Source organism: Streptomyces sp. TP-A0356, from assembly GCF_001417775.1.
Lineage (GTDB): Bacteria > Actinomycetota > Actinomycetes > Streptomycetales > Streptomycetaceae > Streptomyces.
In genome coordinates, this window is the sequence record NZ_BBZJ01000028.1 from 19533 (window position 1) to 41117 (window position 21585).

Below are 21585 nucleotides of genomic sequence, written 5' to 3' on the forward strand. Positions count from 1 at the left end.
TCTCCGAGACGTCAGTCGACCGGGCTGAGGTCGAAGTCGATGTATTCGGCGGCGTCCTCGGGGTTGGCGAAGAGGACGGTCCGGTCGTCGAGGTGGACCATGCGGCCGTAGTGGGTGGACATGATCTCCTCGAAGTCGGACTGGTCGAAGTCGAAGCCGAGGGCCTTGGAGATCTCGTCGAAGTCGAAGGTCAGCACGCGTTCGCCGTCGACGCGGATCATCGACGGGTAGTCGGTGACCGTGACGTTCTGCTTGCCGCGCATGACGTCGGCGACGACGTGGCCGTTCTGGTTGTTCATCAGCGTCACGCCACACCGGTTGGACGAGGTGTGGTCCGCGCTGAACGACTGCGGGACGGTGCTCACTGGGCGGTCCTCTCGCTCGTGGGGTCCCCTGGGGCCCGCAGGCCCAGATCCTGGGCAAGGCGGGCGAAGCGCTCCTTGGCGCGGTCGAGGCTGTCCTCGAAGCGGACGGGCTTCTCGGTGGGCTGCGACCACAGCGGCTGGAGCCGGCGTGCCGCGTCGAGGCTCACCGGCACCCAGCGCTCCAGCCACTCCTGGGCGAGGGCCTTGTTGGCGGCGCCGTGGGTGTCGTCGCCGAGCAGCAGGGTGAACAGGGCGCGCGTGTAGCGCAGGTCGCGGTCGTAGTCGTTCTCGCCGGCGCCCATCACGGTGGGCGTGGTGTAGTCGCCGTTGCGGGCGGCGATCTGCTGGACGAGATGGCTGCGGAAGAGCTCGCCCACGAGGGGTTCGAAGACGATGTTCGCGGCGAGCACGGCTTCGGCCCAGTCCTGTACGGCGGTGATCCGTTCGACGTTCTCGCGCACGCCCTGCCAGGCCGGGTCGTTGTGCCAGACGTCCTTGTGGGCGGAGCCGTCGAAGCCGTCGAGCTGCTCCTCGATGTCGAGGTTGTACAGCGCGAGGTCCTGGGCGAAACGGAGCTTGTGGGCGCCGTTCACCGCCAGCGCGTTGTTGATCATGTTGGTGGGCGCGGAGCGCTGGATCGCCACGAACACATGCATGCCGAGGCCTTGTTCGGCGTGCATCCACGCGCCGACGTGCCGTTCGACGAAGGAGGTCCAGGACCTGGTCCACTGCTCGTAAGCCCGCGCCTTGCGGGCGCCCGCGAGGTTGTGCTGGACCTGCCGTACGACGTTGGCGTTGTTGCGGTAGATCGTCTGCTCCCACTCCTCGTTGGGGTCGAGGAAGCGGTGCCAGTCGGAGGACTTGAGGGCGGTCCAGTCCTGCGGGTATCCGGAGGAGCCGTCGGCGAAGCCGTAGATCCAGCCCTGGAGGAGGTGGCGTTCGGGGTCCGGCTGGACGTCGAAGGTGACGTCCTCGTACATCGTCGCGCGCATCTTCTGCGGCTTGTAGTACGAGAACGCGCGGCTGGTGGAGCTCGGGAAGGTGAGCGCTCCCGCTTCGGCGTCGGTGAACTGCGGCTTTGGGAAGCTGCGTTCGGCCCTGGCGGGCTTGTCGGCTTGCGTGGTCATCGCGTACGGCTCCTCGCGTCGATCGGGTCAGGTCGGATGCGGGTCAGGCGTCGGTGGAGGTGGTGAACTTGTCGAGGAAGATCCGCTCCTCGGGCATGCCCTTGCCGGTGAGCAGTTCCAGCGCGGCGTCGCACATCGGCGGCGGGCCGCACAGGTAGGCGTCCGCCTGCGACAGGTCGCCCTCGTGCCGGTCCACGATGTCGGTGATCAGGCCCTGCTCGTACGTGCCCGACGCGTCCTCGGACAGCGCGGGTACGAAGGCGAAGTCGTCGAGCTTGCCGCCGAGTTCGGCGATCTCCTGCAGGGCGAACAGGTCCCGTGCGGTGCGGGCGCCGTAGTAGAAGCGGGTGCGGCGGGCGCTACCGGTGGCGGCGAGGCCGCGCAGCTGGGCCAGGATCGGGGCCATGCCGGCGCCGCCCGCGAGGAGGATCAGGTCGCGGTCAGGGGCGTCGCGCATGACGCAGGTGCCGTAGGGGCCTTTGACCGTGAGCGGGTCGCCAGGGGCGAGGGCGCCGTCGAGCAGTCCGGAGAACACCCCGCCGGGATAGCGCTTGATCAGGAACTCCAGGCCGCCGCCGTCGGGCAGGCCGGCCATGGAGAAGGAGCGCCAGTGCCCGGTGCCGGGGACGTTGATGTCGACGTACTGGCCCGTGCGGTACGGGAGTTCGCCGGTCGGGTCGACGGCGAGCGCGAGGCGGACGATGTCGTGCGTGACCTGCTCAACGGCCACGACCTTCGTACAAACCTCGCGCGGCGGAATGCCGTTGAGGAGCATCTCCTCGTCGTAGTTGATGAGTTCGACGCTGAGGTCGCCGTAGGCGTGCGCCCGGCACAGCAGGACGTAGCCCTCCTCGCTCTCGTAGTCGGCGAGGGCGAAGGTGGAGTAGCGCTCCATCTGCTGGTCGCCGTCGAGCAGGAAGGACTTGCAGGAGGAGCACTGGCCCTCCTTGCAGCCGTGCATGAGCATGACGCCCTGGCGGAACGCGGCGTCCAGGACGGTCTCGTCCTCGTCGGCCTCGATCTCGATGCCGACCGGTTCGAATCGGATGCGGTGTTTGTCGCCCACAGGGACCGGTCCTTCCGGGGCGGCGACCCCGCGACGGTGCGTCGCCGCCCCTGCCTCGAATTCGTCAGAGCATCGACGGGGTGATGTTGCTGCGGCTGCGGTAGTCCGCGATGTGCGCCTCGCGCTCCTCGTCGGACATCTCGTTGAGCGACACGTTGGGGCTGAGGAAGGTGTTGCCCCGGACGTCGTCGAGGGTCCACAGCTTCTTGGGGTCGTCGAGGTCGAGGTGCGGCTGCGGGACGAGGGTCTTCCCGTCGTCGCGGACATAGCCGAGGTCCTGGACGATGTCGGCGAGGTCCTGGCCGTGGTAGACGGTCTCCCACTCGCGCTTGCCCGTCAGGCGTCCCATCGACGGCGTGGCGCGGCCCTCGTACTCGGGCCGGAACGCGGTCGTGTCGGTCCACGCGCAGGTCTCGGAGCAGTAGGTGCGCCACTGCCCGTCGACCTTGTCGACCACCATGTCCTGGCGGATCAGGCAGGGCACCATGCAGGTCCAGCAGCGGTGCGGGTACTGGTAGCCGACGTCCTCGAAGGCGATCGGCTTGTTCGCGCCCGGGTGCCGAAGCCGGTTGTACGCCTCCCACCAGGCGCCGTACTCGGCGTACCAGCCGGGGTACTTGGACTCGAACCACTCGAAGTCCTCGTCCGTCATCCCGTCGATCCGCCAGAAGTTGACGGGCCAGCCGGTGGCGAAGAACTGGGCCACCTTGTGGACGTAGCCCTGGTCCCAGATCCGCTTCCACGCCTCCTCGACGAGGTCGTGCGGGATCTTCAGGCCGTACTTCTCCAGCGGGATCAGGTACGACCGGTAGTAGTCGTCGTAGATCCAGCGCCGCCACATCTCCGCGTACGACTCGCGGTCCTTGCGGCGGTCCTTGCTGCCGTACTCGATGAACGTGCCGATGGCCGCGTCCACCACGCAGTGGTTGTTCCACCAGGCGTAGCGCAGGTCGCGCTCCAGGAGCTGGCGGTTGTCCTCGTCGGCGAGGGCCATCAGCAGGATCGAGTAGCCGTTGGAGATGTGCCGGGACTCGTCCGACTGCACCGAGTGGAAGACGGTCGGCAGCAGGTAGTCGCCGTTGGCGGCGGCCTCGGCGGGCATGGCCACGAACAGGGTGTTGGTGAAGGCGGTCTCGGCGACCAGCGTCAGATAGACGTTGGCGGCGGTGATCGCGTCACCGGTGATGAACCCCTCGCCGAACTGGCGGCCGATGGTGCCGGCGTAGCAGTTGGCGAACGCCTTCTCGGAGATGTCGAACCCGGCGGGGTCGATGTAGTGGTTCATGTACAGGCGCTTGAGGTTCATCTGGATCGTCGAGTGCCGCACCTCGTCGATCATCTGGACCGCGAGCCCGTTGTGCAGCTGCGGGTTCGGGACCGCGCCGATCGCCATCGGCATCGCGCGGGCCGCGCTGATCTCGGGGAACGGGATGATCGACAGGAACAGCTTCTGCCACTCCATCCAGCGCTGCTGGACCTGGCGGAACATGTTGCCGCGGATCGCGCCGTCCATGGCACCGTAGACCCGGTTGTCCTTCTCCTCCTCCATCGGGAAGTAGGAGCGCAGGACCTGCTTGAGCGGGTCCTTCTTGGGGGCCTTGTCGAAGCGGTAGTCGGTCGCGAAGCGGGTGGCCGGGGTGGCGAACGTCGGCTCCCACGACAACTCGGTGATCTTCTTGTGCGCCTTGCTCAGGCTCTGTCGGCTCACGGGTGATACTCCTCCGGCTGACTCGGCGGCGAGGAAAGAGACGCCTCGGTCGGCCCGGTGGGTGCGGCGGCGCACTGCCGTCCGTCACCGGGGTGTCGCCCATCGTGGGGGCGTCCGGTGCGGCCGGTTGTCTCATGTTGAGACAGGCGTCTCGACCCAGGGCTGGCCACTGGACGACAGCCGGACGTAACGTTCGAGTAACGCGTGAATGCGGACTTCTCACGAACGGCAGCAGAAGGCGTCCTCGCACGGCAGAAGGCACTGAGCCGATGAAACCTGTGGAATCCGTGGAACCCCCGAAGGGGACGAAGCAGCCCCCTCGCTCCGCGCCCGGTCCGGGCCGGCCCCTCGCGCATCTCAATCCCGTCCGTGCCCGGGTGAAGTTCCTGGAGGGCGGGAAGATCTCGGCCTCCGACGTGCGCGCGCCTATCCTGGACTCGTGGCAGCGCTCGCTCTTCTGGGGCGTGGACGCCGACCGCATCGAGGCCCCCTACAACGCCGACTTCGACCCGCACTCACGGCTCGCCACGGCGGCGGCCCCGGTCCTGGACCGGCTGTCGGACGCGCTGCAGGGCACTCCGATGTGCCTGATCCTGACCGACTCGAAGGGAAGGGTGCGGGAGCGCAGGACCGGCGACCGGGCGTTGCACCGGCATCTCGACGACATCTGCCTCGCGCCGGGCTTCAGCTACGCCGAGGAGTACGTCGGCACGAACGGCATCGGCACCGCGGCGGAGGACGGCCGTACGGCGCACGTCTTCGGCTCGGAGCACTTCTCGGAGCGGCTGCAGCGGGTGTCGTGCGCGGCCGCGCCCATCCGCAACCCGTCCAGTGGCCGTCTGATCGGGCTGATCGATCTCACGTCCTGGCAGCACACGGCCTCGCCGCTGATGATGGCGCTGGTGCGGGAGGCCGCCGCGGACATCGAGGAGCGGATGCTGGAGATCGGCTCCGAACGTGAACGAGCGGCGTTCCGCGCCTTCCTGACGTCACGTCAGAGCTCGCGGCGGGCACTGCTCACACTGACCGACGGGCTGCTGCTCGCCGACGCGGCTGCGACGGAGCTGCTCGGCCCGGACGACCATCGCCGGCTGCGGGAGCTGGCCGCCGACCCGGCGGGGCTGCCCGAGCAGCGGTTGCTGCTGAGCGACGGGCGGACGGTGCAGGTCCGCGGTCGGCAGGTGGAGGGCGACGCCCCCGACGGAGGTCCGGCCGCGTTCCTGATCGAGCTGCGGCTGATCGCCGAGCGGGAGGAGTCCGCGCCACGGACGGCGACCGCCCCGGTGCCGCGTCTGGCGGGCATCGCCGGCTCGAGCCCCACGTTCCAGGGGGTCGTACGCCGGCTGATACGGAACTGCGAGCAGCGTCGCTGGACGCTGTTGGACGGCGAAGCGGGAACCGGAAAGTTCGCGCTGGTCAGGGCCGTGCACCGGCATGCGGCTCCGACGACGGCGTTCGCGGTCCACGACGGGGCCGACGTGCGGAAAGGTGCGGCGGACTGGTTGCGGGCCGTGTTCCGGGATCTCGCGGAGGACCGGGGCACGGTCGTGCTGCGGCATCTGGATCTGCTGCCCGCGCAGGTGCTGAGGCAGCTCGACGGAGTCCTGCGGAGCACGGCGGGGCGGTCGGGGTGGGTGGCCGCGCTGCGCACGCGTGACCGGCCGGCACTGCCCGCCGCCGGTGACGACACCGCCGCCGGGCAGCCCGCCGCGGTGCGGACCAGGTTCGACTCCGAGGTCACGGTGCCGCCGCTACGCCATCGCACCGCCGACATCCCGGCGCTCGTGACCTGCCTGCTCGCCCGTCGCGGCGCGGACGCGCAGTGCACGGACGCCGCGTTGCGGGCCTTGTCCCGGGCGCCGTGGCCGGGCAACGTCCACCAGCTGGAATGCTCGCTCCGCTATGCCGAGACCCACCGTTCGGGCCCGCAGATCGAGGCGACCGACCTCCCTCCGTCCCTGCTGTGCCAGGCACAGCACCCCCTGTCCCCCTGGGAATCCACGGAACGCGACCTCGTCGTCCAGGCACTCCTCGACCACGGCGGCGACAAGGCGAGGGCCGCGAAGTCCCTCGGGATCTCCCGGGCGACGATCTACCGCAAGATCACGGCGTACGGGATCCGGCTGGGGCCGGAGAGCGGATGACATCCGGACGCGGGGAGCCGGTTGGCTTCGACCGGGACCGGAGAACAGGTGGCTGGGGACGAAGAACCGGTGCCTGGAGCGTTTCGCCGGTGCCGGCGATCGCTACTCCCGGCACCCCCGGCCGTACACGCTGCGCAGCCACAGGCCGACGGCCTCCCAGCAGCTCAGTGCCACGCCCGTGAGGGCGATCCCGGGGCCGGCCGCCGCGCCCGCCGCCGTGGCGACGGCACCACACACGGCAACCAGGGCCCCGAATCCGCCCAGCGCCAGCAGCCGCTCCCGATGTCCGTATGACCGCGTCGCCATCCTGACCTCCGTTGCCTCCAGGCGTCGCTGCGAGCATGCGGGACCGCGGCCGTGGGCGGAGTCTCACTGTGAGACGGCGTCGCGCCGGACTTGGACGGAGCCTTCGAGTACGGCCCGCGTGCCCTCGGCCAGGTTCGTCGAGCCGCGAATTCAGGCCGTGACGGCCGGCTTGAGGACCTCCTCGCACCACTGCCGGAACGTCGTCGGGGTCGTCGACTCCGCGGTGCGCGGCTCGGCGCTGTCCAGGCCCCGGTTCTTGGCGTCGAACATGTCGACCATCGCCTGCGCCATCGCGTCGGTCGTCCCGAAGCCGGTGAGGCGCTCCTTGAGCGCCGCGCCCGGAATCTGCCGGTAGCTGGTCTCGGTGCCGAGGTCCTCGGAGATGATCTGTGCCATCTCGTTGGCCGACACGTCTTCGGGCCCGAGGCAGGCGACCTGGCCGGGCCCCTGCCACGAGTCGTCGACCAGCAGCCGTGCGGCGGTGGCGGCGATGTCGGGGGTGCCGTCGGTGACCCTCTGCTGGTCCGCGCGGGCCAGGGGATGGTCCCGACCCCGCGAGCCTTGGAACTCCGGGAGGAAGTGGGCGCGTTGCTGCGCAGCTGCGACAACGTCCTGCGGCCCGGAGCCGGTTTCGATGCCGCGCATCTCCAGCGCACCTTCACCGTGCAGGCCACCGACCTGCTCCTGGTGGGGCTGGCCGGGACCCTGACCGAGCGGATCCACACGCAGGCCCCGCACGTGGACGTGGTCTTCCTGCCCGAGGCGGTGGAGGGCGGCCCCGCGCTGCGGCAGGGCTGGGTGGACGTCGAACCGGGTGTCCTGGGACACCTGGACCCGGAGATCCGAACCCAACAGCTCACCCGGGCGACGCTGGTCGGCATCGCCCGCAGCGGTCATCCCCTCTTCGACGGGCGGATCGACGCGCGCCGTTTCGCCGCGGCCGACCACATCGGCATCTCCCGGCTCGGCAAACGCCTCGGGCCCATCGACAGCGCCCTCGCGCAACTCGGGCTGCGGCGCCGCATCGCGGTCGTCGTCCCCAGCCATACGAGCGCGATGATGCTCGCCCGGGACACCGACCTCGTTGCGCTCACCCTGGCCAACTGGCTCCCCGACACCACCTCCGCACTGGGACTGCGCACCTTCCCCATCCCCCTGGACCTTGCACCCCTCGACCTCGGAACGGCCTGGCACCCCCGCAACTCGACCGACCCCGGGCACCGCTGGTTCCGCGACCACCTGGCAGCCGCGGTCCTGGCCCCGTCCGGGACGGGAGACGACAGCTCTCGCAGGACCACGACGTCGTAGGGGCGAGACTGGGCGGCAGTTGGGGCATGGAGCCGGTCGGTGCCCATGTGCTGCCGGGTGCGCCTCTTCGGGCGGTCACCGGCAGGCCAGTGGATTCGGCAGCGGCAGATAGCGCGCGTCCGCGCCGTCCGCGCCCGTCCAGCGCAGCAGGAGGTTCGTCTTCCCGGGGAGGGTGGGCGAGGCGAGCAGGGCGGGGATCTCGGGGACGGGGTGGCGGGCCAGTTCCGCGCGGGCGACGGGCCAGGGGTTCCAGCCGGGGTGGCGTTCCGACAGCAGCGCCGCCACCTCGGTGAGGTTGTTGACGACCAGGCAGTACACCAGCCGCTCCCAGCCCGCCTCGCGGGACACGTCCGTCAGGAGCTTGACGCCTTCCGCGTCGCGGAACAGCGCCTGGACGGGCAGGCCGGTGGCGTCCACCGCGACCAGCGTGTTCTGCAGGTGCGCCTCCAGGACGACGCCGTGCCGCTCGAACGCCGCCAGGGCCGGGGGCACGACCTGGCGCAGATACGCCGTCCACCAGGGCGCCGGGTCGGTGAGCGCGTCCAGGGGGCTGCCCTCGAAGCCGTCCACGAGGGCCGCGGCGAGCAGCGGGGTGGCGCCGGGCAGGACGTGCCGGCGCAGGCCGTCGCGGACCAGGACGGCGAGCTCCTCGAAGGCGAAGGCGGCCGTGCGGTAGCCGCGGTCGCTCAGCCAGGCCGCGGGGCCGCCGAGCGCCGCGAACGCGGACGCCGCCGCCGCGTCGGTGCGGCGCAGCTCGAGCAGGTCGTGGCGCCACAGGCGGCGGATGTCGTTGGTGATCCGCACGTCCAGGCTGAACTTGACGAAGAGGTCGTCGTCGGGGGCGTACACCGTGCGGATGGCGGCCGTGGGCCGGACGGGGCGCGCGGTGTGGCCGAGCCGGACCAGGCGCCCGTCCTCGAACGCCTCCTGGATCTCCGGGCGGGCGGCGACCAGGTCGAGCTGCCAGGGGTGCGCGGGCAGCAGTCGGTAGCCGCGCGGGGCGGTGCCGAGCGCGTCGAGCGCCGTCGTGTCGCCCTCCTCGACGACCGCGTCCTCGCGTACCCCCAGCAGGGTGAGCGGGAAGCGGGCGTACGCCTCGGGCGCGTACGGCAGCCAGCTCGCCACCGGTCCGCCGCCGCGCGCCTTGGGCGCCGGATGGCAGGGGTGCCCGGTGATCAGGGACTGCTCGGAACGCACGTACGGGTCGTCCGGTGCCTCGGCACGCGCGCGTGCGGCCAGGATCGCGGCCACCGCCTCCCGGCTGTCGATCATCTCGCCGGGCAGTTCGGGGTTGGAGAGGCCGGTGGCGGCGCGCAGCTCCTCGGCGATGAGTTTGACCAGCTCGGCATGGGTGAGGGGATGCCAGGTGCCGTCTGTGTGCAACTCGGGGTCACGGGGCCGGCGTCCGCCGCGTACGCGCAGCAGCCGGCCGCCGGCCCGAAGCCGGTGGACGCCCTGCTCACCGGTGGGTTCCGCCGCCTCCCGGAGCAGACAGTTGAGCAGCGGCGCCGACGCGTAGGCGTCGGCGCGCTCGGGGACGTCGTCCCTGGGGTGCATGGGGTCCACGCGATCCATTCGTTCCGTACGGTGCACTGACGATCAGTATGTCTGTCGTGGTCCGACACCCATGATGCGCCGCCCCGTCCCGAGGAGCCCGACCGTGCACCCTTCCCCCTCCGCCGAGGCCGAGCTCGCCGGCGAGCTCGACGCCGTGCGGCCCGATCTGTCGGCGTCGTACGCGGCCGCTCTCCCCGGCGCGCGTGCCGCCGTCCTGTCGCGCCTGTGGCGGGCGCTGGCCCATGAGCCGCTGCCGTGGATCACGCGCAGGGAGCCGACGGCCGGCGGACTGACCCTCCACCTGGCCGACGGGCGCCGGCTGCACGGCCCCTGCGCGGACCCGTACGCGACCGCCGCGTATGTGACGGAGGTGCGGCTCGACGGGCAGGTGTACGACCGTCCGGCGGCTGTGGTGACGGCCCTCGGCGTCCCGCACGGTGCGGCGTTCGCCGCCGAACTCGACCACAGTGCGGCCTCGTTGGCGCTGTCGCGGGCCGACCAGCCGCTGGGCGCGCCCGATCCGGTGACGAGCTGGGAGTGGGAGCAGCGGGTGGTCGACGGGCATCCGTTCCATCCCAACTGCCGTTCGCGGCCCGGCTTCTCGGCCGCCGAAGAGCTCGCCTACGGGCCCGAGCACCGGCCGCTGGTGCGCCTGGGTCTGGTCCCCGTGGACGACGGTCTCGTCCGGGGCGAGTGGCCGGCGTGGCTGCGGGACGGCGCCCGCCGGCTGGTTCCCGTCCACCCCTGGCAGACGGCGCACGTGCTCGGCGTGGCGGCGCAGGAGGGTCCGACCGCGCATCCGCTGATGTCCCTGCGGACCCTGGCCCTGCCCGACGACGGCCCGCATCTGAAGACCGCGCTCAGCGCGCGGCTGACCTCGTCCGTGCGCGACATCTCGGTCGCCTCGGTCGACACGTCGCTCGCGTTGTCCGACTTCGGGGAGGCGGTCGCCCGGCGCACGGACGGTCTGCTGCATGTCACCCGGACGCTGGGCGCGGTCAGCGCGTACTCCCCCGATCTCGCGGCGCTGGTGCGGGAGTCGCCCGAGACGTACGCGGACAGGGGGGCCGGAGAGCGGGTCGTCCCGGTGGCCGCCCTGCCCCTGACCGGTCTGCCCGCGTCCCCCGCCTGGCTGGCCGCGTTCGCCCGTCTGGCCCTCACCGTCGGTCTGCTGCTGCTGGACCTGGGGGTGGCCCTGGAGGCGCACGGCCAGAACCTCCTGGTGGTGCTCTCCCCCACGGACGCTCCCGTGCGGCTGGTCTACCGCGACCTCGCCGACATCCGGGTGAGCCCCGCCCGGCTGGCCCGCCATGGCATCAAGGCCCCCGAGGTGGCCGACCGGATCGTCACGGACGACGAGACGGCCCTGCGCCGCAAGCTGTTCGGCTCGCTGGTGGCGGGCGCGCTGGCCTCGACGGCGGGTTCGGCATCCGCCGTGCGGGCGGCGCTGGAGAGCTCGGTACGGGATCTGCCGCGCACCCCTGATCTCGCGGTACTGCGCGAACAGCCCCTGCCCACCAAGGCGTTGACGCTGATGCGGCTGTCCCCGCAGCGGCCCGGGGACCTGTGGACGCGGCTGCCCAACCCACTCGTGCCGAAGGAAGCCCCCTCCGGCCACTGAGGTTGTTGGCCGGCGCGCCACCTCGGATCAACGAGATCGTTTTGAAGCACGACACCGTTGATCAATAGGATCCGCCGATGATCACAAGACAACGGCTGGCGGCGGGAGTCTGCGCCCTGCTCGCCGCCCTGGCGGCCGGAATCGCCGTCCCGGCCGACGCCCTCGCCGACGAGACCACAGCCCAGGACGCGCCCAAGGTCGATCTCGTCCTCGACGTCAGCGGTTCGATGCGGACGCGGGACATCGACGGCGGCTCGCGGATGGCCGCGGCGAAGCAGGCCTTCGACGAGGTCGTGGACGCGACGCCGCAGGAGGTGCGGCTCGGCATCCGGACGCTGGGCGCCAACTACCCCGGCAACGACCGCAAGACGGGATGCAAGGACACCGCGCAGCTCTACCCGGTGGGGCCGCTGAACCGGACCCAGGCCAAGACGGCCGTGGCGACGCTGCAGCCCACCGGCTGGACGCCGATCGGCCCCGCCCTGCAGAAGGCGGCGGAAGACCTCGCCGGCGGCAACGGGACGCGCCGTATCGTCCTGATCACCGACGGCGAGGACACCTGCGCCCCGCTGGACCCGTGCGAGGTGGCCCGTGAGATCGCGGCCAAGGGGATCGGGCTGACCATCGACACCCTCGGTCTGGTGCCGGACGCCAAGCTGAACAAGCAGCTGAGCTGCATCGCCGAGGCGACCGGTGGCACCTACACCTCGGTCCAGCACAAGAGGGAACTCTCCGGCAAGGTCAACCAGTTGGTGGACCGCACGGCGGACAAGGTGGTCACGCCGGTCGCCGTGGACGGCAGCGACCAGTGCGCCACGGCGCCCACGCTGAAGTCGGGTCTCTACACGGACCGCGAGGAGTTCGGGCAGCACCGCTTCTACCGCGCGGACGTGAAGCCGGGCCAGGAGCTGCGCGCCTCGGTCAGCGTCTCCGACGACCGGCAGGTGAACCCCGACTACGGGGTGACGTTGCGGGCGGTCACCCTGCACGGGCGTGAGATCGTGCGCGGCGAGGCGACCGGCACGGGCCGTACGGACGTGCTCTCGACGGGTCTGCGCTACCCGAAGCCGGTGAGCGACGACGAGAACGCGCCCGCCGAGACGGTGTGCCTCCAGGTCGCCAACTCCTTCTCACCGGCGGCCGGGGTGAAGACCACGCCCGGGCTGCCGCTGGAGATGACGGTGGATGTCGTCGCCGGTCCCGACAAGGCAGGCGACGTGGCCTCCTTCGGGCTCGGGCGCGGCTGGTGGCTGCTCGGCGCACTCGTGCTGACCGGCTTCCTCGCGGGTCTGGTGTGGGGCTGGGTGTCGCGCTGGCGGGTCGCGGTCTGGAGGACCAACTGATGCGTATCGCACGAGTTCTGACAGTGGCGGCTGTGCTGCTGGGGGCCGCGGCGGCCCCGGCCGCCGCCGACGCCTCGCCGTCCGCGAGTCCGTCCGGCGGCAGTGCCGCGCCCGCCTCGGCGGGTACGTCGTTCCGTACGGCGACGGAGATCCAGCAGGGGCAGCAGGCCACGGCGAGCGCCTCGACGGGCGACTACCTGTACTGGTCGTTCCCCGCGGACGCCGGGCAGCGCCCCACGGTCAAGGCGACGGTGAAGCTGCCCTCGTCGTCCCGGAGCGGGGCGCAGACCTGGCAGCTCGACGTGTACGACGGGCTGCGGCGCCGCCAGGCGTGCCAGTACGGGGCCCAGACGCGGACGGCCGCCCAGGACGTGGCCTCGGTGGAGCTGGCCTGCACCCTGCGCACGGTCCGCGCCTGGTCGGAGCCGTGGGCCGATGACCCGCTGCCAGGCACGTACTACGTCCGGCTGACCGTGGTGGGCCTGGGCACGGCCGACCTCGGACTGCCGGTGAACGCCGAGGTGCGGGTGGACTCCAAGGACATCGGCGGCTCGGCGGCGGTGGACGGTTCGCTGGCACGGCCGCTGGTGCCGGGAATCGCCACCTCGCAGAAGTCCTCCGACTCCGGTTCGGCCAAGCTGTCCTCACTGACGCCGGGCGACGGCTGGGCCTCGGGCTGGTGGTCCGACCGCTGGGTGTGGACCGCGATCGGCGGTGTCCTGGCAGCGCTCGCGGGCATCGGGGGCCATGCGCTGACGCGCGGCTCGGGGCGTCCGTCGCGCGTGCCGCCGGGCGTCTGACCCCGCCGCATCCGAAGGCCGAGGCCCGCCGCGCCCCTCGGGTGCGGCGGGCCTCGCCCGTGCTCCGGCGTTCACCGTCACTCCCCGCGCAGCACCTTGGCGAGCGTGCCGTCCCCCGACACCTCGACGCGTCCCGCCGCCACGGCCTGATGGAACGTCAAGGCTCCTCGGCCCAGGTCCGTGCATGTCTCCGCGTCGAGAGTGAGGCGCGCCTCGGGCTCCCCGGGGGCTGGCCCGTCGCCGTACACCGGGCCGTCCTGGGCGCCGAGCCAGAGGTGGAAGAGGCCCTCGTCCAAGTGGACTTCGACCAGCCCCTCCCCCTGCAGCGAGCGCAGCAGCGGCAGCGCGAACCAGTGCGCGCGCACCGCGTCCGTCGCCCGGCGCTCCGCGAGGGCGGGCGCGCCCCATGACCCGAGTGCCTGGATCACCGGCAGCAACTCCTGCCCACGGCTGGTGAGTTCGTAGACGTAGACGGCTCCGGGTGGGGGCAGCCGGCGTCGTGTGGTCAGCCCGTCGCGCTCCATCTCCTTCAGCCGGGACGCCAGCACGTCCGTGCTCACGCCCGGCAGATCCGCGTGCAGGTCGGTGTAGCGGCGCGGACCGGCCAGCAGCTCGCGGACGATCAGGAGGGTCCAGCGGTCGCCGACGGCGTCGAGGGCCCGGGCCGTGGAGCAGTACTGGTCGTAGCTTCGGCGAGGTGACATGCGACGCAGTCTAGACACGTTGTTGGACTTTCCAAGCTGTCACTTGGTAAAACCAAGCAACACCCGATAGCGGAGGGGAAGCGGCGCATGGAGTTCCGGCAGTCGAGCAAGCTCAGCGAAGTCTGTTACGAGATCCGCGGTCCGGTGATCGAGCACGCCAACGCGCTGGAGGAGGCGGGCCACAGCGTGCTGCGCCTGAACACCGGCAACCCCGCGCTCTTCGGGTTCGAGGCGCCGGAGGAGATCCTCCAGGACATGATCCGGATGCTGCCGCAGGCGCACGGGTACACGGACTCGCGCGGTGTCCTCTCCGCCCGCCGTGCCGTGGCGCAGCGCTACCAGGAGCGGGGTCTGGAGGTCGGCGTCGACGACGTCTTCCTCGGCAACGGCGTCTCCGAGCTGGTCTCGATGGCGGTACAGGCGCTGGTGGAGGACGGCGACGAGATCCTCGTACCCGCACCGGACTTCCCCCTGTGGACGGCCGTGACGACCCTCGCGGGCGGCAGGGCCGTGCACTACCTGTGCGACGAACAGGCCGACTGGTATCCGGACCTGGCCGACATGGCGTCGAAGATCACGGACCGCACCAAGGCCGTCGTGATCATCAACCCCAACAACCCGACGGGCGCGGTCTACCCCAAGGAGATCGTCGAGGGCATCCTCGACCTCGCCCGCCGGCACGGCCTGATGGTCTTCGCGGACGAGATCTACGACCAGATCCTGTACGACGACGCGGTGCACCACTCGGCCGCCGCCCTCGCCCCCGACCTGGTGGTCCTCACCTTCTGCGGACTGTCGAAGACCTACCGTGTGGCGGGCTTCCGCTCCGGCTGGCTGGTCGTGACGGGCCCGAAGCAGCACGCGCGCAACTACCTGGAGGGCCTGATGATGCTGGCCTCCATGCGGCTGTGCGCCAACGCACCGGCCCAGTACGCGATCCAGGCCGCGCTCGGCGGCCGCCAGTCCATCACCGAGCTGACCGCGCCCGGCGGCCGCCTCCACGAACAGCGCGACCGCGCCTGGCAGAAGCTCAACGAGATCCCCGGCGTGACGTGCGTGAAGCCGAAGGGCGCGCTGTACGCGTTCCCGCGCCTGGACCCGAAGGTGCACAGGATCCACGACGACGAGAAGTTCGTCCTGGACCTGCTGCTGCGCGAGAAGATCCAGGTCGTCCAGGGGACGGGCTTCAACTGGCCCTCCCCCGACCACTTCCGGATCCTCACCCTGCCGCAGGCCGACGTGCTGGAGACGGCGATCGGGCGGATCGGGCGGTTCCTCAGCGGGTACCGGCAGTAGGGAATGCGGGCGGCGGCCCCCTGTCGGTGATCCCCCGGCTTCGCGCGCCCGGCCGAGTCGTACCGCCGCTTCGCCTTCCCCCGGGTCTGGGTGCCTCCCCGGAGAACGGCCGTCTGGCCCAGTCCGTCCTGCGCGCCGCCGCGACCCCATGACACGGTGCTGTGGAGCGAAAACACGGTGCTGTGGAGCGAAACAGGAAGGACAGGGCGTGGGTGACCTCCTTCTCGTCCGGCACGGTGAGACCGAGTGGTCGTTGTCCGGGCGGCACACCGGACGGACCGACGTCCCGCTGACCGACAACGGCCGGGAGCAGGCGCGCCGACTGGCTCCGCTGATCGCGCGCCACCACATCGCGGCGGCGTTCGTCAGCCCGATGCAGCGGGCCCGCGAGACGGCCCGGCTGGCCGGGGTCGGCGGAGCGCGCGTGGACGCGGACCTGTGCGAGTGGGACTACGGAGGCTACGAGGGCGTCACGACCGTCGAGATCCAGCGGAGCAGACCGGACTGGTTCCTGTTCAGGGACGGCGTGGCGCCGGGTCCGCCGGAGCATCCCGGGGAGGGCCCCGAGGAGGTCGGGGAACGCGCGGATCGGATGCTCGCCAAGATCGACGCGGCCCTCGCCGAGTCGGAGGGCAGTGTGGTCGTGGTCTCGCACGGGCACTTCCTTCGGGTTCTGACCGCACGACGGCTGGGGCTGCCCGCCTCGGCGGGCGCCCTGTTCCAGCTCTCCACGGGGACGATGAGCCGGCTGGGCACGGAGCACCGCCGCCATGTGGTGGCCGGCTGGAATGTCAGACCCGACGCGTACTGTTCCCATGGGTCCCTCGCCGCGGGGGAGGCGGGGCCCGACGGACACTGACGCGTGCGGGGGCCCTGTCCCCGGCCTGTGCCCCCGCGGAAGGAGCACGCCGTGACCCGACCGCCGACCGCCGCGCAGCGGCGCCTGATCGAGGCCGCCGACCCGGTGACCGGGCGGCTCAGGGCGACGGACGCCCAGCTGGCGGCGCTGGTGAAGCGGGGGCTGGCCTTCCGGCATCCGCGTCCGCCGCACGATCACTTCCTGACCCCGGCCGGGCATCGCATACGGGAGACGCCCGCCGAGGAGGCGGTGGCGGCGGCCGTGCCCGCACCGGCGGACTCCGGCGTGTTCGCCGCGCGGGTCGGCGGCGAGCAGACCGCGGACGCCTCCCCCGCTCGCACCCGGGAGGTGCACAGCGCCTGGCAGGGCCTGCTGGAGCTGCGCCGGATGACCAATCCGGGCGGCGCCACCGACCGTCCGTGCGGCTGGGAGCGCGCCCATCTGGTGCGGGCCGCGGCGCTCGCCCTGGAGGCCGCGGGGCACCGGCCGGCGACCGGGGAGGGGGACGGTTACCGGGTGCGTGCGACCCCGCAGCCGGAGGCGGTCGCCGTGCACGAGCCGGACCCCACGGCACTGCGCGCCTGCGCGGCCACGCTGGAGCAGGCGGGCTGGCAGGTGAGCGAGCACACCCAGCCCCGGACGCGGGAGCGGTATGTGCTGGCATCACCGCGCCGCATATGAGCCGCCGTCGGCCGGACTATCCCTTCCGCGGGCCGAGTTGACACCGGCAGGACCGCCAGGCGCACACGCCACTGCCGTACATTCGTACATGCATACATCCGTATGTCCGATGCCGTCACGGGGAGGAACATCATGGCTGAGCCGTTCGCCGTCCAGGTCACCGTCCGCGGGTACGAGACGGATGCCCTGGGGCACCTCAACCAGAGCGTGTATCTGCAGTACGCGGAGCATGCGCGCTGGAGCATCCTGCAGGCCGCCGGGGTGAGCCCGTCCGAGCTGCTCGCCAAGGGGGTCGGACCGGTGGTCCTGGAGACGACCATCCGCTATCTGCGGGAGCTGCGCGCGGGCGACGAGGTCCAGGTGACGTGCGCCTTCGAGTGGGGCGAGGGCAAGACCTTCCGGATCGCGCAGACGATCCTCAGGACGGACGGCACGGTCTCCGCCGAGGTGGCGTCGGTCGGCGGGCTGATGGACCTCAGGGAGCGCAGGCTGGTGGCCGACCCGCAGGGGTACTTCCGGGCTCTGGCGCGCGAACCGGAGCTGTTCGGGCTGTGAGCACCAAGCGCGCGGCGGGACGGGCGGCCACCACCGCACCGAGGGGTACGGCCGTGACCGTACCCCTCGTCCGCATCAGTGCGCGGTCGCCGTCCGTGCCCCCGCGATCTCCTCGCCCGCCTCCATCGGATGGGTCACGTCCTGCGCGTCCCGTCCCTTGCCGAGGTGGTTGAAGACGAGGTTCAGCAGGACCGCGGTCACGCAGCCCGTCGAGATGCCCGAGTCCAGCACGATCCGCGCCGTCTGGGGGAAGGCGTGGTAGAAGTGCGGCGCGGTGATCGGGATGATGCCCACGGCCAGCGAGACGGCCACGATCAGCACGTTGTTGTCCTTCTCCAGGCCGGCCCTGACGAGCGTCTGGATGCCGCTCGCGGCCACCGAGCCGAACAGCACCACGCCCGCGCCGCCGAGCACCGGACGGGGTACGACGGCGATGAGTGAGGCGGCCATCGGGCACAGGCCCATCAGGACCAGGAAGCCACCGCCGGTGGCGACGACGTAGCGGCTGCGGATCCGGGTCATCGCGACGAGGCCGATGTTCTGTGCGAAGGCGCTGCACATGAAGCCGTTGAACAGGGGACTGAGGGCCGAGCCGAGGGTGTCGGCGCGCAGGCCCGCGGCGATGGTCCTCTCGTCCACCGGACGCTCCACGATCTCGCCGAGCGCGAGCATGTCCGCGGTCGACTCGGTCATCGAGACCACCATCACCACGCACAGGGAGAGGATCGCGGCGAGCTGGAACTGCGGGGCGCCGAAGTGGAACGGGGTGGAGAAGCCGATGACGTCCGCCTCCGCGACCGGGCCGAAGTCCGTCACACCGAAGGGGATCGCGACGATGGTGCCGGCGATCAGGCCGAGCAGCACGGCGACCTGCTTGACGAAGCCCCGGGTGAACCGGCGCAGCAACAGGACGATCACCAGGGTCGCCGCCGCCAGGCCCAGGTTCGTCGCCGAACCGTAGTCGTGGGCCGACGGGTTGGGTCCCTGGGCCCAGCCGAAGGCGACGGGCAGGAGCGAGACGCCGATGAGGGTGATGACGCTGCCGGTGACGACCGGCGGGAAGAAGCGGACGGCCTTGCAGAAGACGGGCGCCGCCAGGAAGCCGAGGAGTCCGGCGACGATCACCGCGCCGAAGATGATCGGCAGGGCGTCCGACCTGTCCTTGGTGGAGGCGACGATCGCGGTCATGGGGGCCACCCCGGCGAAGGTGACGCCGTTGACGAAGGGCAGCCGGGCGCCGATCTTCCATATCCCGAGGGTCTGGAGGAACGTGGCCAGGCCCGCGGTGAACAGGCAGGCACCGGTGAGGAAGGTCAGTTCGGCGCCGGAGAGGCCTATGGCCGCTCCGACGATCAGGGGTGGGGCGACGACTCCCGCGTACATGGCGGCCACATGCTGCAGACCGCTGGTGGCCATCTTGAGGGCGGGGAGTTTCTCGTCGACTGGGTGGGCGGACACGGCGGCTCCTCCGGTCGGTTACACGTCGGCTCTGACGCGGGTTTCAGGGAGGTGGTGCGCGGCGGTCGTGCGGGACCGGGGACGGGATCCGTTCCGGGGAACGGTGACCGGTCCGGGGCGCGCGCGTCCACGCGCGCCCCGGAGACGGCCGCCGTGGACCCCGCTCGGGTCCACGGTGCCGACCGGGAGCCGTCCCTCCCGGCCGGAGTCTTCACCTGCTCAGCCCTGCGCGGCGATCCGCGCCAGGCGCTGGGCCTCTTCCCGCGTTGAGCGGGCGATGGCGTCCTCGTCGACGTGCAGCAGACGGCCGCTGTCCACGACCGGCTCGCCGTTCACGAGCGAGAGGGTGACCGGGGCCGCCGCGCCGAAGACCAGTGCGGTCACCGGGTCGGCGATCGAGGCGTGCGCCAGCGTGTCGAGGTTCCACAGCACGAGGTCGGCGAGCTTGCCCGGCTCCAGGGAGCCGATCTCCGCGGAGCGGCCGAGGACCTGGGCGCCCCCGTAGGTGCCGAGGCGCAGGGCCTGACGGGCGTTCAGGGCGGCCTCGCGACGGGCCCCGAGGCGGTTGATCAGGAGCGCGTTGCGCAGTTCGGTGTGGAGTTCGCCGGACTCGTTGGACGCCGTGCCGTCGACACCGAGGCCGACCGGGACGCCGGCGGCGAGCATGTCGGGGACCCGGGCGATGCCGGCGGCCAGACGGGCGTTGGACGAAGGACAGTGGGCGACCCCCGTCCTCGTACGGGCGAAGGTGGCGATGTCGGAGTCGTTCATGTGGACGCAGTGCGCCATCCACACGTCCTCGCCGAGCCAGCCGGTGGACTCGAAGTAGTCGGTCGGGCCCATGCCGAACAGCTCGTGGCAGAACTTCTCCTCCTCCACCGTCTCCGAACCGTGGGTGTGCAGTCGTACGCCCTTGCGCCGCGCCAGCTCGGCGCCCTGCCTGAGGAGTTCGGTGGAGACCGAGAAGGGGGAGCAGGGGGCCACGGCCACCTGCGTCATGGCGTCGAAGGAGGTGTCGTGGTGTTCGTCGATGGTCGCCTCGGTGGCGGCCAGCGCGCCTTCCAGGGTCTCGACGGCGAAGTCCGGCGGCAGGCCCCCGTCCTTCTCGCTGCGGTCCATGGAGCCGCGGGCCAGCGTGAAGCGAACCCCCGTCTCGCGGGCGGCGCGGACGATGGCGCCGGACAGGTCGCCGGAGCCCTTCGGGAAGACGTAGTGATGGTCCATGGCGGTGGTCACGCCGCCGCGGGCCATCATGGCGAGCGAGCCCTGCGCGGCCGCGTACACCATCCGCTCGTCGATGCGTGCCCAGATCGGGTACAGCGCCACCAGCCAGTCGAAGAGGTTGTGGTCCGTGGCCAGGCCCCGGGTGATCCACTGGTAGAAGTGATGGTGGGTATTGACCAGGCCAGGGGTCACGAGGTGGCCGGAGGCGTCGATACGGCGTACGACGTTCTCCAGGCCCTCGGGGGCCTTGCCCGCGCCGACCGACTCGATACGGTTGCCGGCGACGACGACGTACCCGCGGGCGTGCTCGGTGTCGTCCGCGTCCACGGTCGCGATCGCACCGTTCTCGATGACGATGCGCTGGGCTGCTGCCATGGTTCGTCCTTTTCGCTCTGCGGAGGGGGCACGGCAGGACCCTGGGAGTTTGAGTGCCGCGGCCCGGAGGCCACGGGTGCCGAGGGAGGGGGTGCCCCCGGAGGGCCGGGGGCACCCGGGTGGGTCAGAGGTTGGTGAGGTCCACGGGGATCCTCGCCTCGCAGCCGTCCCGCAGGATGGTGGCCTCGATCAGGCCGTAGGGACGGTCGGCGGCGAAGTACACAGCTCCCTCGGCGGTGTCGTTCTTCAGCCCGAACGGCTCCAGGTCCACCAGGAAGTGGTGCTTGTTCGGGAGCGAGAAGCGGACCTCGTCGATCTCACTGCGGTGATTGATGATGCGCGCGCCCATCTGGTAGAGCGTCTGCTGCAGCGACAGCGAGTACGTCTCGGCGAAGGCCTGGAGCAGGTGCTTCCTGGTCTGCTCGTAGGACTTCTCCCAGTTGGGCATCTTCTGCTCGTCGTCGCTCCAGTTGAACCGCCAGCGCCCGGCGACCTCGGTGGCCAGGATGCGGTCGTACGCCTCGGGGAGCGTCGTGTACCTGTCCTTGACGTAGCCCCAGAACTCGGAGTTCGTCGAGTTCATCACCACGAGGTCCTTCAGCCCCGAGACGACCTCCCACGACGAACCGTCATAGGTGATCTGCGTCAGCCGGGTCTCCTGGCCCTTGCGGACGAAGGAGTGCCTGACCTCGTCGGCGCCGATGAACTTCGAGCTGGCGTCGGAGGCCTCGATCCGGTCCCAGGCGTACTCCTCGATGCGGATGCGGGCCCGGTGGATGGGCTCCTGCGAGGTCACGAAGTGACGGGCGAGGTGGATGCCGAACTGCTCGGCGGACTCGATGCCGTACTCCTTGGCGAACGCGAACACCGTGTTCTTGGTGGTGTCGGTCGGCAGGACGTTGGCGTTCGAACCGGAGTAGTGGACCTCGTCCATGTCGCCGGAGAGCGCGACGGACACGTTCAGGTCCTTGATGTGGTGGGTGGCGCCGTCCCGCGTGATCTTCACGACGCGGTTCTCCGCCTTGCCGTACTGGTTCTGGCCGAGAACCACGGGGCGGGAAGGGTGGGAATTGACTGCCATGTGTCTG

20 protein-coding genes are annotated in these 21585 nt (G+C 71.2%); 9 read left to right on the forward strand and 11 right to left on the reverse strand.

Annotated features, from left to right (window positions below; translation table 11 throughout):
* Positions 1-11: 11 nt before the first annotated feature.
* The 4 genes from mimD to ASC56_RS29190 form a co-directional block, all read right to left on the reverse strand.
* Positions 12-365: a propane 2-monooxygenase effector subunit MimD gene (gene mimD / locus ASC56_RS29175; RefSeq protein ID WP_055494569.1), complete on the reverse strand. Its 354-nt coding sequence runs from the start codon at positions 363-365 to the stop codon at positions 12-14.
* Positions 362-1492 carry an aromatic/alkene monooxygenase hydroxylase subunit beta gene (locus tag ASC56_RS29180; RefSeq protein WP_055494570.1) on the reverse strand — a complete coding sequence of 377 codons (1131 nt, stop codon included), beginning with the start codon at positions 1490-1492 and terminating at the stop codon, positions 362-364. The genes mimD and ASC56_RS29180 overlap by 4 nt, the downstream gene beginning before the upstream one ends.
* A gap of 43 nt (positions 1493-1535) precedes the next feature.
* Positions 1536-2558: a 2Fe-2S iron-sulfur cluster binding domain-containing protein gene (locus ASC56_RS29185; RefSeq protein WP_055494571.1), complete on the reverse strand. Its 1023-nt coding sequence runs from the start codon at positions 2556-2558 to the stop codon at positions 1536-1538.
* A 64-nt stretch (positions 2559-2622) separates the two neighbouring features.
* A complete protein-coding gene (locus ASC56_RS29190) occupies positions 2623-4266 on the reverse strand; it encodes a methane monooxygenase (protein ID WP_055494572.1) in 1644 nt (547 codons plus the stop codon).
* 269 nt (positions 4267-4535) lie between these two features.
* Here ASC56_RS29190 and ASC56_RS29195 point away from each other — a divergent pair, with 269 nt between their 5' ends.
* A complete protein-coding gene (locus ASC56_RS29195; protein WP_159039720.1) occupies positions 4536-6410 on the forward strand; it encodes a sigma-54-dependent Fis family transcriptional regulator in 1875 nt (624 codons plus the stop codon).
* 102 nt (positions 6411-6512) lie between these two features.
* On the opposite strand, the gene ASC56_RS29200 is transcribed toward ASC56_RS29195, so the two are convergent.
* Together ASC56_RS29200 and ASC56_RS29205 are read right to left on the reverse strand one after the other, a co-directional pair.
* Positions 6513-6716, reverse strand: coding sequence for a hypothetical protein (locus tag ASC56_RS29200; protein ID WP_055494574.1), 204 nt, complete (start codon positions 6714-6716; stop codon positions 6513-6515).
* Positions 6717-6866: 150 nt separating this feature from the next.
* Positions 6867-7361 carry a hypothetical protein gene (locus ASC56_RS29205; RefSeq protein WP_199836106.1) on the reverse strand — a complete coding sequence of 165 codons (495 nt, stop codon included), beginning with the start codon at positions 7359-7361 and terminating at the stop codon, positions 6867-6869.
* An 18-nt stretch (positions 7362-7379) separates the two neighbouring features.
* Here ASC56_RS29205 and ASC56_RS29210 point away from each other — a divergent pair, with 18 nt between their 5' ends.
* Complete coding sequence (locus tag ASC56_RS29210; RefSeq protein WP_267887642.1) at positions 7380-8024, forward strand: LysR substrate-binding domain-containing protein; 645 nt, start codon at positions 7380-7382, stop codon at positions 8022-8024.
* 75 nt (positions 8025-8099) lie between these two features.
* Here the strand turns inward: ASC56_RS29210 and ASC56_RS29215 are convergent, their stop codons facing one another.
* The gene (locus ASC56_RS29215) at positions 8100-9599 is read right to left on the reverse strand and encodes an IucA/IucC family protein (protein WP_055494576.1); all 1500 of its coding nucleotides are present in this window, start codon (positions 9597-9599) and stop codon (positions 8100-8102) included.
* Between the two features lie 55 nt (positions 9600-9654).
* Between ASC56_RS29215 and ASC56_RS29220 the strand changes: the two genes are divergently transcribed.
* The 3 genes from ASC56_RS29220 (at position 9655) to ASC56_RS29230 (ending at position 13345) form a co-directional block, all read left to right on the forward strand.
* Positions 9655-11202 (forward strand): IucA/IucC family siderophore biosynthesis protein, encoded by a 1548-nt coding sequence (locus ASC56_RS29220; RefSeq protein WP_055494753.1) that lies wholly within the window; start codon positions 9655-9657, stop codon positions 11200-11202.
* Between the two features lie 77 nt (positions 11203-11279).
* The gene (locus ASC56_RS29225) at positions 11280-12545 is read left to right on the forward strand and encodes a VWA domain-containing protein (protein WP_055494577.1); all 1266 of its coding nucleotides are present in this window, start codon (positions 11280-11282) and stop codon (positions 12543-12545) included.
* The gene (locus tag ASC56_RS29230) at positions 12545-13345 is read left to right on the forward strand and encodes a hypothetical protein (RefSeq protein ID WP_055494754.1); all 801 of its coding nucleotides are present in this window, start codon (positions 12545-12547) and stop codon (positions 13343-13345) included. Before ASC56_RS29225 ends, ASC56_RS29230 begins: the two co-directional genes overlap by 1 nt.
* 77 nt (positions 13346-13422) lie before the next feature.
* Here the strand turns inward: ASC56_RS29230 and ASC56_RS29235 are convergent, their stop codons facing one another.
* Complete coding sequence (locus ASC56_RS29235; RefSeq protein WP_055494578.1) at positions 13423-14049, reverse strand: helix-turn-helix domain-containing protein; 627 nt, start codon at positions 14047-14049, stop codon at positions 13423-13425.
* 87 nt (positions 14050-14136) lie between these two features.
* On the opposite strand from ASC56_RS29235, the gene ASC56_RS29240 reads away from it, so the two are divergent.
* From ASC56_RS29240 to ASC56_RS29255, 4 genes are all read left to right on the forward strand, one after another.
* Complete coding sequence (locus ASC56_RS29240; protein WP_055494579.1) at positions 14137-15345, forward strand: pyridoxal phosphate-dependent aminotransferase; 1209 nt, start codon at positions 14137-14139, stop codon at positions 15343-15345.
* A gap of 208 nt (positions 15346-15553) precedes the next feature.
* Entirely contained in the window at positions 15554-16204 is a 651-nt protein-coding gene (locus ASC56_RS29245; RefSeq protein WP_055494580.1) for a histidine phosphatase family protein, read from the forward strand.
* Between the two features lie 51 nt (positions 16205-16255).
* Positions 16256-16885 carry a hypothetical protein gene (locus tag ASC56_RS29250; protein ID WP_055494581.1) on the forward strand — a complete coding sequence of 210 codons (630 nt, stop codon included), beginning with the start codon at positions 16256-16258 and terminating at the stop codon, positions 16883-16885.
* Positions 16886-17017: 132 nt separating this feature from the next.
* The gene (locus tag ASC56_RS29255; RefSeq protein ID WP_055494582.1) at positions 17018-17440 is read left to right on the forward strand and encodes a thioesterase family protein; all 423 of its coding nucleotides are present in this window, start codon (positions 17018-17020) and stop codon (positions 17438-17440) included.
* A 75-nt stretch (positions 17441-17515) separates the two neighbouring features.
* Here the strand turns inward: ASC56_RS29255 and ASC56_RS29260 are convergent, their stop codons facing one another.
* The 3 genes from ASC56_RS29260 to pucL form a co-directional block, all read right to left on the reverse strand.
* Positions 17516-18898: a nucleobase:cation symporter-2 family protein gene (locus ASC56_RS29260; RefSeq protein WP_055494583.1), complete on the reverse strand. Its 1383-nt coding sequence runs from the start codon at positions 18896-18898 to the stop codon at positions 17516-17518.
* Between the two features lie 219 nt (positions 18899-19117).
* Positions 19118-20497: an 8-oxoguanine deaminase gene (locus tag ASC56_RS29265; RefSeq protein ID WP_055494584.1), complete on the reverse strand. Its 1380-nt coding sequence runs from the start codon at positions 20495-20497 to the stop codon at positions 19118-19120.
* Between the two features lie 124 nt (positions 20498-20621).
* Entirely contained in the window at positions 20622-21578 is a 957-nt protein-coding gene (gene pucL, locus ASC56_RS29270; protein WP_055494585.1) for a factor-independent urate hydroxylase, read from the reverse strand.
* Positions 21579-21585: the final 7 nt, after the last annotated feature.